Annotated in this window: 12 protein-coding genes; 4 read left to right on the top strand and 8 right to left on the bottom strand. The window is 66.2% G+C overall.

What is annotated here, in order from left to right; translation table 11 throughout:
* Positions 1 to 153: 153 nt before the first annotated feature.
* Both AAGA68_20525 and AAGA68_20520 read right to left on the bottom strand, forming a co-directional pair.
* Positions 154 to 1,254: a methylated-DNA--[protein]-cysteine S-methyltransferase gene (locus AAGA68_20525; GenBank protein ID MEM9387453.1), complete on the bottom strand. Its 1,101-nt coding sequence runs from the start codon at positions 1,252 to 1,254 to the stop codon at positions 154 to 156.
* A gap of 80 nt (positions 1,255 to 1,334) precedes the next feature.
* Positions 1,335 to 3,143 carry an ABC transporter ATP-binding protein gene (locus AAGA68_20520; GenBank protein ID MEM9387452.1) on the bottom strand — a complete coding sequence of 603 codons (1,809 nt, stop codon included), beginning with the start codon at positions 3,141 to 3,143 and terminating at the stop codon, positions 1,335 to 1,337.
* Between the two features lie 89 nt (positions 3,144 to 3,232).
* Here AAGA68_20520 and AAGA68_20515 point away from each other — a divergent pair, with 89 nt between their 5' ends.
* From AAGA68_20515 to AAGA68_20500, 4 genes are read left to right on the top strand one after another with little or no spacing between them, the layout of a single operon-like run.
* On the top strand, positions 3,233 to 3,787 hold the full coding sequence (locus tag AAGA68_20515; GenBank protein ID MEM9387451.1) for a GNAT family N-acetyltransferase: 555 nt from the start codon (positions 3,233 to 3,235) through the stop codon (positions 3,785 to 3,787).
* The gene (locus AAGA68_20510; protein MEM9387450.1) at positions 3,784 to 4,140 is read left to right on the top strand and encodes a TIGR04076 family protein; all 357 of its coding nucleotides are present in this window, start codon (positions 3,784 to 3,786) and stop codon (positions 4,138 to 4,140) included. Before AAGA68_20515 ends, AAGA68_20510 begins: the two co-directional genes overlap by 4 nt.
* Positions 4,133 to 5,200, top strand: a complete 1,068-nt coding sequence (locus AAGA68_20505) for an aldo/keto reductase (protein ID MEM9387449.1) — start codon at positions 4,133 to 4,135, stop codon at positions 5,198 to 5,200. The genes AAGA68_20510 and AAGA68_20505 overlap by 8 nt, the downstream gene beginning before the upstream one ends.
* Before the next feature lie 2 nt (positions 5,201 to 5,202).
* Positions 5,203 to 6,564, top strand: coding sequence for a sodium-dependent transporter (locus AAGA68_20500; GenBank protein ID MEM9387448.1), 1,362 nt, complete (start codon positions 5,203 to 5,205; stop codon positions 6,562 to 6,564).
* Positions 6,565 to 6,583: 19 nt separating this feature from the next.
* Here the strand turns inward: AAGA68_20500 and AAGA68_20495 are convergent, their stop codons facing one another.
* From AAGA68_20495 to AAGA68_20470, 6 genes are all read right to left on the bottom strand, one after another.
* Positions 6,584 to 7,021, bottom strand: a complete 438-nt coding sequence (locus tag AAGA68_20495; protein MEM9387447.1) for a glutathione S-transferase N-terminal domain-containing protein — start codon at positions 7,019 to 7,021, stop codon at positions 6,584 to 6,586.
* 319 nt (positions 7,022 to 7,340) lie between these two features.
* A complete protein-coding gene (locus AAGA68_20490) occupies positions 7,341 to 8,327 on the bottom strand; it encodes a D-2-hydroxyacid dehydrogenase (protein MEM9387446.1) in 987 nt (328 codons plus the stop codon).
* Complete coding sequence (locus AAGA68_20485; GenBank protein MEM9387445.1) at positions 8,314 to 9,375, bottom strand: trypsin-like peptidase domain-containing protein; 1,062 nt, start codon at positions 9,373 to 9,375, stop codon at positions 8,314 to 8,316. Before AAGA68_20485 ends, AAGA68_20490 begins: the two co-directional genes overlap by 14 nt.
* Positions 9,376 to 9,557: 182 nt before the next feature.
* Positions 9,558 to 10,505, bottom strand: coding sequence for a toll/interleukin-1 receptor domain-containing protein (locus tag AAGA68_20480; GenBank protein ID MEM9387444.1), 948 nt, complete (start codon positions 10,503 to 10,505; stop codon positions 9,558 to 9,560).
* Between the two features lie 75 nt (positions 10,506 to 10,580).
* A complete protein-coding gene (locus AAGA68_20475; GenBank protein MEM9387443.1) occupies positions 10,581 to 10,895 on the bottom strand; it encodes an MmcQ/YjbR family DNA-binding protein in 315 nt (104 codons plus the stop codon).
* A 5-nt stretch (positions 10,896 to 10,900) separates the two neighbouring features.
* Positions 10,901 to 12,223: a glutamate-5-semialdehyde dehydrogenase gene (locus AAGA68_20470; protein MEM9387442.1), complete on the bottom strand. Its 1,323-nt coding sequence runs from the start codon at positions 12,221 to 12,223 to the stop codon at positions 10,901 to 10,903.
* Positions 12,224 to 12,227 lie beyond the last annotated feature (4 nt).

Genomic DNA, 12,227 nt, shown 5'->3' with positions numbered 1-12,227 from the left:
TTCCAACCATGGATCGAGGTCGCAAAGCTCAAAGCACGGGCTGCTGGGAGCAGGGCGTGGCGTAGGCTGTGGGTCCGGTTGGTGGTGCCTTTTGGGCGGCGACGGCATTGTCCTAAGCTATCGTCAGGGCCTCTTGCGATACGACCGCTAACTTCACTCGTCCTGCGCCACCACCGTACGCCGCCGACGTTCACCATCGAGCAGGGCGCGCTTGCGCTCGACACCCCACCGATAGCCGCCCAAACTGCCATCGCCACGCAGTACGCGATGGCAGGGCACCAGCACGGCGATTCGATTCGCCCCGCAAGCGTTGGCAGCGGCGCGCGTGGCCGTCGGCGCCTCGATAGCGCTCGCCACCTCACCGTAACTCACCACATCTCCCTCGCGGACGCTGCAAAGGAATCTCCAGACCTTGAGTTGAAAGGCAGTGCCCCGTAGGTCCAGCGGCAGATCGGGGCGGGGCGTTTCCCCGGCGAGGTGCTTGTCCAGGGCGTCTATCCACGCAAGCAGCGGCGCATTGGCGCGCGTCGGCATCGGCACTAAGGCGGCGTTGGGGAACTCCTTGCGCAGTTGCGTGAGCAAGGTGGCGGCGGACGCACCGAATTGGGCGAAGCACACGCCGCGTGCCGTGGCAGCCATCATCAGCGGCCCAAGGACCGTCTCGCGGCTCGCGTAGTGGATCTGCTCGCCAGCGCCGCCCGCACGGTAGGCGGAGGGCGTCATGCCGATGTGCTCGTCGACACGCTCGTAGACGCGGGAGGTGGAGCCGAAGCCCGCCTCGAAGATGGCATCCACCACGCCGCCGTGCGCCGGGTGGCGCAGGTGTGTCTTCAGACGCCGCACACGCCGAGCATCCTGCCAGGCCTTGGGACTCACACCTACGTGTTTCGTGAACAAACGCTGGACGCGGGTGGGGCTCATGCCCGCTTCGCGCCCGAGGCGAGCGAGGGTAATGGTCTGCTCGGCATGCTCATCGATGAAGCAGCAGAGGCGTTGGATCAGCGCTCGCTCCTGGACGAGGGCCCCTGGACGGCACCGCCGGCACTGGCGTAGGCCGTCTGCCTCGGCGGCGCTAGCCGTCTCGTAGAAGCGAACGTTCGCGCGCTTGGGTTGGCGGGCCGCGCAGCTCGGGCGGCAGTACACGCCGGTGGTAAGGACGCCGTAGAAGAAGCGTCCGTCCGCGCTGACATCGCGTGAACACACGGCCTGCCATTGCTGCTCCTCGCTCATCGGGTGGGTACGCTTTGGGCTCATGGTCTTCCTATCCTGGTGCAGAACGACAAAGAGCCTAGGACTTGCTTACGCGCCGTGCGCTCCGATTCTTGCGCGCAATCTCACGAGGATGCGGAGGCGGTGAGTTCCTGGCCGGTCTGCACGTTCCACAGGGCGCTGTACTGGCCACCCGCGGCGAGCAGCGCCCCGTGCGTGCCGGCCTCGATGATGCGGCCGCCGTCGAGCACGTAGATCTGGTCGGCGCCGACGATGGTGGACAGGCGGTGGGCGATGACGATGGTGGTGCGCGAGCGCGAGATACGGGCCAGGGAGCGCTGGATCGCCGCTTCCGTCTCGTTATCCACCGCGGAGGTTGCCTCATCGAGGATCAGCACGCGCGGATCGCGCAGCAGGGCGCGGGCGATGGACAGGCGTTGGCGCTGGCCGCCGGAGAGCTTCTGGCCGCGCTCGCCGACCACCGTGTCAAAGCCCTTCGGCAAGCGTTCGATAAACTCCGTCGCTTCCGCGGCCCGGGCGGCTGCGAGGATGTCCTCTTCGCGCGCCTGCGGTTGGCCGTAGGCGATGTTCTCCCGCACCGTGCCCTGGAACAGGAATGTGTCCTGGCTCACGAGGCCGATGTGTTGGCGCAGGGAGCGCAGCGCCAGGGCGTCGAGGGGCTGGCCGTCGAGGGTGATCGTGCCGCTGGCGGGGGAGTAGAAGCGCATCAGCAGTTTGATCAGTGTGCTCTTGCCCGAGCCCGTCTGGCCAACGAAGGCGACGGTGCTGCTGGCGGGGATGTCGAGAGTGATGTCCGACACCACCGGCGCGCCCTGCGCCTCGTAGGCGAAGCTCACCTGGTCGAAGGCGATGTGTCCCTGCACGTTTTGCACGCTGTGCGCGTCCGGTCGATCGCGGATGCGCACGGGCGTCTCGATCAGGTCCAGGATGCGTCGGGTCGAGGCCATCGCGCGCTCGTAGAGATCGACCGTCTCGGCGAGGCCCGTCAACGGCCAAAGCAATCGTTGGGTAAGAAACACCAGCACGCCGTAGGCACCGACGTTCAGCTTGCCCTCCAAGGTCATCCACCCGCCGAGCAAGAATGTGGCGAGAAAGCCTGCCAGGATCGCCATGCGGATTACCGGGATAAAGGCCGAGCTGATGGCGATGGCGCGGCGGTTAGCGTCGACGTACGCCTCGCTGTCATCGCGGATGCGTCCGGCCTCAAAGGCCTCGGTAGTGAAACTCTTAATGGTCGTGATGCCCGCTAGGTTCGCAGACAATCGAGCGGACAGGTTGCCCACGCGCTCGCGCACCTGGGCGTAGAGCGGCTGGGCTCGTCGCTGGAAGTAGAAGGCGCCGATCACGATCAGGGGGATCGGCGTGAAGGCCATGAGCGCGATCAAGGGCGAGACGGCGAAGAAGACAGCGCCCACGGCCACGAGCGTCGTCGCGACCTGAATCAGGTTGTTGGCGCCGCCGTTTAGGAAGCGCTCCAGCTGGTTCACGTCATCGTTGAGAATCGCCACCAGGGTGCCGCTGGCGCGGTTCTCGAAGTAAGCAAGGTCGAGGCGCTGTACGTGCTCGTAGGCGTCTAGGCGCATCGTGTGTTGGAGGTCCTGGGCGATGTTGCGCCAGAGCACGAGGTAGAGGTATTCGAAGAGCGACTCACCGGCCCAGATGGCAAGCGTGAGGCCGGCGAGCAGCAGCATCTGGGCGCGGGCGTCGGTGATGCCGATGGCGGCGACGAAGGAGTCCTGCTGGCGCACCACCACGTCGATGGCGATGCCGATGAGGATCTCCGGCGCCACGTCGAAGAGCTTATTCACCACCGAGCAGAGACTCGCAAGGCCAATCCGTCGGCGGTAGCTGCGGGCGTAGGTGAGAAGGCGGCTCAGGGCGCGGAAGGAGGATAGGGAGGCGGTGTCGGTCATCGGGGCGCGGTCCTGGGGGCGGTGCCGGGAGCGGGTACGCTACAGTAAGCACCGCACCCGCGGCCAGCGCATCAAGGAGGAGGACCGCCATGCTCGACGTACCCCGAATCGAGACCGAACGGCTGATCCTGCGCGGCTTGGAAAACCGCGACACGGACGCCTTCTGCGAGATGATGGCGAACGACGAGGTCGCCCGCTTCATCACGCCCCAGGGCAAGGGTATCGGCCGCGGCGATGCCTGGCGCTCCATGGCCACTGTGGTCGGCCACTGGGCCCTGCGTGGCTATGGGTTCTTTGCCGTGGAGGAGAAGGCGACGGGGCAATTCGTCGGCCGCGTCGGGCCTTGGCAGCCCGAGGGCTGGCCCGCCCTCGAGTGCGGTTGGACGATCGCGCGGCCCTACTGGGGTAAAGGCTACGCGAGTGAGGCGGCCATCGCCGGGGTGCGGTGGATTTTCGCCCAGCAGCCGGAGCTCACGCGCATCATCAGCGTGATCGACCCAGGCAATGAGGCGAGCAAGGCCGTGGCGCGCAAGATAGGCGAGCGTGATAGCGCTGAGCGGTGGGAGTTTTGGGGGGCGACCCTCGAGATTTGGGAATGCCCACGCGAGCAGTGGTTGGCGCGCTTCGGTGGCGTGGGCTCATGAGCTTACGCGACGATCGCTTCGAGCTGTGGAACCTGCGCGTCGAAGTGGTTGGCGAGGAGGATACGATGGTGTGCTCGCACCACCTGGGCGATTACTTCGAGGTGCTCGGCGAGAACCTCGTGTTCCCCCCGGATCAGCCCTTCAGTCTCTACGCGCTCGCGGCCATCCTGCCGCTATTGCCCGCTAAGCAGCGCGTCACCCACGAGAACGACTGGATGACCACCGATGCGGAGATCGCCTGCCCCGACCCCCACTGCGGCGCCCGCTTTCGGATCACGCGCACCTCACGCACCACCTTTCGCCACAGCGAGACCACGGTGGTGCCCCTGCCGCGAGTGAGCGACGATGAGTGACGGCGCTATGGCGCCGCGTGCCGAGCTCTCGCCGGGCTATTCGATCGCACAGGTGATCAACGGCTGTTGGCAGCTAACGCCCGATCACGGGGGCGGTCTGCAGGATCGCGGGGCGGTGTTCGCCATCTTCGATGAGCTTATCGAGCACGGCTTCACCACCTTCGACGGCGCTGACATCTACACGGGCGTGGAGTCGCTGCTCGGCGCCTATCGGTCGCGCTTGGCAGACCCGCATGGCATTCAGATCCACACTAAGTACGTGCCCGATCGGGCCGCGTTGGAAACGCTGCGGCCGCAGGATGTGCATGCGGCGATCGATCGCTCTCGCCGCCGCCTTGGGATGGACAGCCTCGATCTGGTGCAATTCCACTGGTGGCGCTACGAGGTGCCGGGCGTGGAGATGGTGCTCGAGTGCCTGCAGGAGGCGCAGGCTAGGGATCATGTTCGCCTGCTGGGCCTGACCAACTTCGATACGGCGCACGTGCGCAAGATGCTGGATGATGGCGCGCCCATCGTGTCCCTGCAGTCTCAGTACTCGCTCCTCGACCGCCGCCCGGAACGGGCCATGACCTCGCTGGCTGAGAAGAGCAGCCTCAAGCTCGTCCCCTACGGCGTGCTCGCCGGCGGCTTTCTCACCGATCGCTATCGGGGTGTGGTGGCGAGTGCCTCACAGGCCAATCGCTCGCTGACTAAGTACCGTCTGATCATCGAAGAGGCGGGCGGCTGGGACGCCTACCAGGGGCTGCTGGAGCTGCTGCACGAGATCGCCGCCGCCAACCAGGTGTCCATCGCCGCTGTGGCGGCGCGCTGGGTGCTCGAGCAGCCTTGCGTCGCGGCCATTATGCTCGGGGTCGGCAGCCGCTCGCGGGCGAAGGAGAACCTCGACATCGCTGTCCTGGAGCTCGCCGAGGACGAGCGCCGCGCTCTGCAGGCTGCCCTCGCCGCCCGACCGGTGCCGCCGGGCGACATGTTCGACCTGGAGCGTGATCCCGCCGGTCGCCACGCGCGGATCATGAAGACCGACCTGAACGCTGGGGCCCCAGACGGAGCGCCTTCTTGAGCGTGACGCCGGGCGGCGAGCGCCGCTGGTCCTCGAGCGTGATGTTCTTCGCCGCTGCCATCGGCAGCGCCGTGGGTATCTCGAACGTGTGGAAGTTCACCTTCGTCGCCGGCGAGAATGGCGGCGGGGCCTTCGTGTTGATCTACGTTGCCGCGGTGGCGCTTATCGCCTTACCGGCGCTGATCGCCGAGTTCCTGGTGGGCCGTCGAGGTGGAGCCAGCGTGGTGCGCGGCATGGCGCTGCTGCACCAGCGCGACGGCATCGGCCGTGCTTGGCATTGGTACGGCCTAATGGCAGCGATTGGTGCCTTCGTCGCCCTCAGTTTCTACGCGGTGGTGGCGGGCTGGACCGTCGACTACTTTGTCCACGCAGTCTTGCGGCCCGCCAGCGGCACCACGGTGGAGCGCGCCGCCGCCGAGCTCGATGCCCTGTTCGCAAGCCCTGGGCGGATGATGCTGGCGCAGCTGGCATTTCTGTCGGCCACTGGAGTGACCGTGGCCGCTGGCGTGCGCCGCGGATTGGAGCGCGCCCTCGGATGGCTTACGCCCACCCTTTTCTTGTTGTTGCTGGCCCTGCTGGCCTACGCCGTCGTGGCCGGAGACTTCGCGGCGGGGTTGCGCTTTATGTTCGTGCCGGACTTCTCGCGTATCACGGGTGCCATCGTATTGACGGCGGTTGGGCAGGCGTTCTTTTCCCTAGGCATTGGGTTAGGCGTGCTGTTCACGCTGGGTGCCTACATGGATGACAAGACCTCCGTGGTGCGGGCCGGGATCGTCGTGGCTGCGGCCGATGTGGGCGTCGCCTTGCTAGCTGGCATGGCCGTCTTCCCAATCGTGTTCGCCAACGGCCTTTCGCCGGCGGAGGGGCCAGGCTTGATCTTCGCCACCCTGCCGGTGGCCTTCGGCCAGATGCCCGGGGGGTTAGTGGTGGCTCCGCTGTTCTTTGCCCTCATGGCGATTGCGGCGCTCACCTCGGCGATCACCATTGCGGAGACCGTGGTGGCGGCAGTGGAGGACTACAGCCGCTGGCCGCGTTGGCGGATCAGTCTAGTGCTCACCGTATCCCTGTGGTTCGTGGGCCTCGGCACCGTGTACTCCTTCAATCGTCTCGCCGAGTTTCATCCGCTCGGGTTTTTGCCGGTATTCGCGGATAGGAACATCTTCGAGAGTCTGGATTACGTGGTGTCGAACTTCATGATGCCCGTAGGTGGCGTGCTGGTGGCGATCCTCGCCTCCTGGAGCTTGCGGCGGGAGGTGTCGGCGCAGGCCTTCACCGGGTCGACCCGCGCGTTCCAAGTGTGGTTGGTGCTGACGCGCTACGTCGCGCCGGTGGCGATCACTTTGGTGTTCGTGGTCAACCTGTAACCGGGCGCCAGGCGGGCCGCTAGAACCACTTGCGCAACAGCGGGGCGCGAGTGCGGAGCAACCAGACGGCCGCGGCCGCCAGCAACACCCACCGTTGCGCGGCCTCAGGTATGACGAACGCGCTGAGCAGCAGGGCGCCAGCGACGGCCATGCCGAGGCGCTGGGGCAGCTGCGAGGCGAAGAATGCGGTGGGCCTTTGCTCGCCGTAGTCCGCGTACAAGCGGCGCACGATCTCAGCGGACTCCGGCAACCATTCGGTGCCGTCGGTCGCATCGATACGGAGCACGGGCACCGTGCCGCGCCCGGTGGCCTCGCGCATGGCGGCGGCGTGTTCTGGATGCTCGCGGATGTTGCGCTCGTCTACCTCTAGGCCGAGGTCGGCGATGGCGGCCCGCACCCGCTCGCACCAGGGGCAACCGTGAAACCAGTACAGCGATAAGCGTTTGGCGTCCTGCATGCGTGTGCGCTCCTAGCGGCGTCCCCGCAGATTCGAAATAGCTGAGCAAGCACTCAATCGACGAGGTGCGCGTTTCGAGTGCCCCTGGTGACCTTGGTCCACGCTCGTCCGCGGGCATCGGTCTTACCAACGAACGACTCCCTCATCATGTCCGATTGTGGGGAGACAGGCCACTAGTAGCAGCCTGTTGAAAATGCCTCAGGCGGCACGATCCGGCGTTGGAAATCGACTCACAATGCTCATGTACTGCTTGTACACTGCGCTTTCTCGTCGATTTCCGCCTTGTCTCGCCCTCGCCTGAGACTCTTTCAACAGGCTGCTAGTATCCGAGTTGCGTGTCCACTCGTGCCGCCAACGGGGCTGCCGCGAGGTAGCGGCGGTAGTTGTCGACGAACAGTGCCGCGATGCCCTCTTCAGGGGTCACCGCAGCGATATGTGGGGTTAGGTACAGGCCCTCGGTGCTCCAGAAGCGATGCGCCGACGGCAATGGCTCTTCGGCGAACACATCGATCACGGCGGCCCGCAGTTGCCCCGCCGCGAGCGCGTCGAGCAGCGCTTGCTCTTCGATCAGCGTGCCGCGCCCGACGTTGATGAGAATCGCGTGGTCGCGCAGGGCTCGAAAGGCCGCGGCGTTTAGCAGCTCACGGGTATCAGGCGTGTCCGGAAGGCTGGCCACCACGTAGTCCGCCTCGCCCAGGACCTCGAGCAGGCGGTCCACGGCGAAGGTCCTCGCGATGCCCGCCACGGGAGCGCCGCGCCGTGATACGCCGAGGGTATTCATGCCGAACCCGTGGGCGACGCCTGCGATATGAGTGCCGATGCTGCCAGTGCCGAGCAGCAACATCGTGCTGCCCTGCAGATCAGTCCAGGGGAGTGTGGCCCAGGTGCGGGTACGCTGCTGGGCACGGTAGTCCGCCAGCCGTCGCTCCAGGGTAAGCAGCCAGCCGAACACGTATTCGGCCATCCGCGGTCCGAATAGGCCCTTAGCTGCGGTCAGTTGTAGTTGGCGATTGGGATGCGAGGCGATGGCCTCTAGGACGGGAGCGACCCCAGCCCAAGTGCTCTGCACCCAGCGCAGCGCCGGTAGCTGGGGCACGAGACTCGCAACGAGCTGCGGCGGGCCGACGAGTACGTCGGCGCCGAGGGCGCCATCGTCGATGTCTGCGCTGGAGCGCACCAGCGCGAGCGGCGCTAGGGGCGTGTTCCCTGCGACCTCACGGATACGTTCGGCGAAGGCCGCTGGGTCCGTCGGATCCGCAACGACGATCCCCGTCGATCCGTGAGTAGGGAGCTCAGTTCCAGGCATCTAGCACTAGTGACACGTCCACCGTGCCGTCCGGTCGCGCCAAGGTGACGGTGATTCGCTGCCCGGGTTGCAACGTCTCCAAGGCCAGCAGCACATCGCCCGCTGCCTCGATCGCCTCGCCGTTGATGGCGATCACGATGTCGCCGAGGATGATACGCCCCCGTCGGTCACGTCGCGTCGGTCGGATCTCCGCCCGTTCTGCCGCGCTGTCCTGTCCCACTTCAAGCACCAGAGCGCCACGACGTACTCCCAGGCGATACGCCACCCGCGGGTTGGCAAAGTCCGCGCCGAAGGTTGGTCGACGCAGGCGTCCGAACTCGATGAGATCCGGCACGACCCAGCTCACCACGTCCACGGGAATCGAAAAACCGATTCCCGCGCTAGCGCCAGAGGGACTGTAGATCGCCGTGTTCACCGCGATGAGGTCGCCGCCTGAGTCGAGCAGCGGGCCACCGGAGTTACCCGGGTTGATCGCCGCGTCGGTTTGGATCATGCCGCGGATCGGGATCCGCGCCACGGACTCGATCTCACGATCGAGGGCGCTGATCACGCCGGTGGTGAGGGTCTGGTCGAGGCCGAAGGGGTTGCCGATGGCGTACACGGACTGGCCGACGCGCAGGTCGTCGGACTTACCCCGCGGCAGGGGTTTGAGCTGACCGCGCGCGGCGTCGATCTTGAGCACAGCGAGGTCCTTGGTCGGCTCCGCGCCGACGATCGTAGCCGGGAGCACCGTGCCGTCGGCGAGGGTGACCTGGGCGCGATCAGCGTTTTGGATCACGTGGTAGTTGGTGACGATGTGCCCGTCTCGGTCCCACACGAACCCGGAACCCGTGCCGCGGGGGATCTCCTGCAAGTTGAGGGTGAAGAAGTCGCGGCGCACGGCCAGGGTGGTGATGTAAACCACGGACGGGGCAGCGTCTTCGAACAGTTCGATAGTGGCGCGCTCCGCTGCGGTGAGGCGTGCGGCCTCGGCGTCAGGCGCCATCAGGACGAGAGGTAGACAGGCGATGGTGGCGAACAGCGCGCCACGAGTGTGGTGCTGGAGCATAGGTCGGACTGGGAAGGCTGAACGTTGACGCCACGATTCTAGCGCTGCAGCCCTGCGTGGCGCACGCCCTGCGCGTCTCATCGTTACCGCCTCGTGGGGTCAGTGTCGGCGAATCGCCAACGCGGGCGGTCGCAGCGCCCAAACCCAGGGCGCGCCAGAAGCTTTCGAGGGTCGAGGGCGGTCTACGAGTGCGCTGCGCGTGCCACCAGTCGGCGTACCTGCCTTTCCAATTCGACCGGGCTGGGATGCTCGCGATGGCTGTACAGCCAGTTCTGGCGCCGGCCGACGTCCACCAGGCCGGAGCGGGAGGATCTGGACTGCTCGCGTACCCGCACGCGCGTATTGGCATCGACCGCCTCTTGCCATTGGTAGAGGCGATCACTGTCACTCGTCTTCTGGGAGTCGAGCACGCAGTGCACCGTGCCCGGTGTGGCCACCAGCCACGTTCGCTGCGATTGCGTGCGGAAGATCAGGAGCCCATCGAGGCTGTCTCGGCCGGCGCGCTTCGCCACTAGGGACTTCACCTCGTCCTCCCCTAGGAACCGATAGGTCTCTGGCGCAGGCGCCTGCGCCGCGGTAGGTGGGGGCGTGGCTGGCGCTCCTGGCCCTCGGTGAGCATCCGCGCTTGGCCCCCGTTCGGTGACCACATCACTCTCTGTGAGCACCTCCGAAGCGCCCGCAGCCGCGTGTCCCATGAGCCGATTCACCTCCAGCGCTAGGTCTGTAAGGTGCTCTTCTATCTCGTGCGGCTCACAGCCGGAGAGCGGGGTGGCACCAGCGGGATGCAGTTGAATCTTGGCCAACCAATCGATGAGTTGCCAAGGACAGGGACGTGCAACCACGGGCACCAGGTCGAGGTGACCTTCCTCCCGACGCTTGAGCAGGGCCTCGATCTCCGTCTCGTTGATGAATTCGGAGGCGAGAAAGTCAGCGGATAGCAACAGAATCGCAACTTTCGCCCGATCGATGGCGTGGCGGATGACCGCCGGCCACTCCTGTCCGGGGCGGATCTCCTCGTCGCTCCAGGTGCGGTACTCGAGGTAGCCCTGGCGACGCAGGCCCTCGAGGAAGGAGACGATCCGATCTTTCCATTCCCGATCTTTGTGGCTGTAGCTGATGAAGACATCCATTGGGCACTCCGAAGCATCACGCGGTCATAGGCGGTGTAGGCAGCAGCACGTGGCGAGACCGTAAGCTTGTCACCCCTATTTGGCCCTGGGCTGGCGCAAGGACCAGGCGTTCTCAAGCAACTGTTGCACGAAGTGTGCGTCCGCGCTCGCCAACAGGACGCGCACGCCCACCACTCTCCCACCCCACAGCACCTTGTCGCACCAGTCGGGGTACAGGGCGAGTGCCTGCTCTCGTGTCTGCTCATCCACGAACACGTTGGTGAACTCCCCGTCGCGCATCGCGGTGGCGAAGATCTTCCCGTTGCTGCGGAACGAGGTGAGATGATGGTGGGGCGCCTCGCTAGCATCTGCGAGCCGAAGGGCGAGTTCGCGCAAATCCTCGAGGGTCATGCGCGCTAGCGCCCCGCGGGTCCGTCCACCGGCAGGGGTCGATGCTGAAAGCGTCGGTGGCCTTGCTCGTTGAAATCCGCGGCCACCTGGCCGTCTCCACGCAGCAACCACCGAGTCGTGAGCAAGCCGTCGATGCCGACGGGCCCGCGTGCGTGCAGGCGCGAAGTACTGATCCCAACCTCGGCCCCTAGCCCGTAGCGGTAGCCGTCGGCAAAGCGCGTCGAGGCGTTGACGAACACCGAGGCCGAGTCGATCGTGCGCAGGAAGGTATCGGCCGCCGCCTGGTCAGCAGTGACGATGGCGTCCGTGTGCCCGCTGCCGTAGCGGTGGATGTGATCGACCGCCTCTTCGAGGCTTGCCACGCAACGCACAGAGAGGTCGAGGTCACCGTACTCGGTGGACCAATCGGCCTGCGTGGCCAAGATCATGTCACGCCCCGCCACCGCACGGCAGCGCGTGTCGCCCCGAAGGCGTACGCCAGCCTCGGCCAGTGCGCCGAGCACATCCGGTAGGTGTGGTAGAAACGCTTCGTGCACTAGCAGGGTTTCCATGGCGTTGCACGCGGAAGGGTAGTCGGTCTTCGCATCGATGGCGATGCGCACCGCCATCTGCGGATCCGCCACGGCGTCGAGATACACGTGGCAGATCCCATCCGCATGGCCAAGGACGGCGATGCGCGTGGCGTCCTGAATGCTGCGCACGAGCTGCGCAGAGCCGCGGGGGATGACCAGGTCGATGCAGTCATCGAGTGTCAGCAGGTGAGCGATCGCCTCGCGGCCCTCGATCAGCTGCACGGCATCTGCGCTGCCTGTGGCAGCGGCGAGCGCATCGCGCAAGCACCCGGCGAGGGCACGGTTCGACGCGCTGGCCTCCCGTCCGCCCTTCAAGATCACCGCGTTTGCGCTGCGGATGGCAAGGGAGCCGATTTGGATCACGGCGTCGGGCCGGCTTTCGAAGATGATCAGTAGCACGCCCAAGGCATGGGAGACTTGGCGCAGGATGAGGCCATCGTCGAGCTGCGTGGCGCGTTGGGTTCGACCGAGCGGGTCGGGCGTGGCGGCGAGTTGGCGCACGCCGTCGATCATCGCGTCCAGCTTGCCGTGACTGAGACCGAGGCGAGCTAGGAGCACACCGCTCAGCCCATCGCGCTCGGCTCGCGCCAGATCTTCGCGGTTTGCGGCAAGCAGAGCCTCGCGTCGCGCGTCCAGAAGCGACGCCAGGGTCTCCAGCGCGGCGGTGCGATCTGCGGCTGGCGCCGCCCCGAGTGCGCGTTGGCCGTGGCGAGCCTGCAGGGCGAGGGCGCGGAGCGTCTTGGGATCGTGGGTCATGGCA

It is taken from the genome of Pseudomonadota bacterium (genome assembly GCA_039193195.1).
In the GTDB taxonomy this organism is placed as follows: Bacteria; Pseudomonadota; Gammaproteobacteria; order Steroidobacterales; family JBCBZW01; genus JBCBZW01.
Note: the sequence above shows the minus strand (reverse complement) of the source record. Positions and strands in the feature narration are given on the sequence as shown.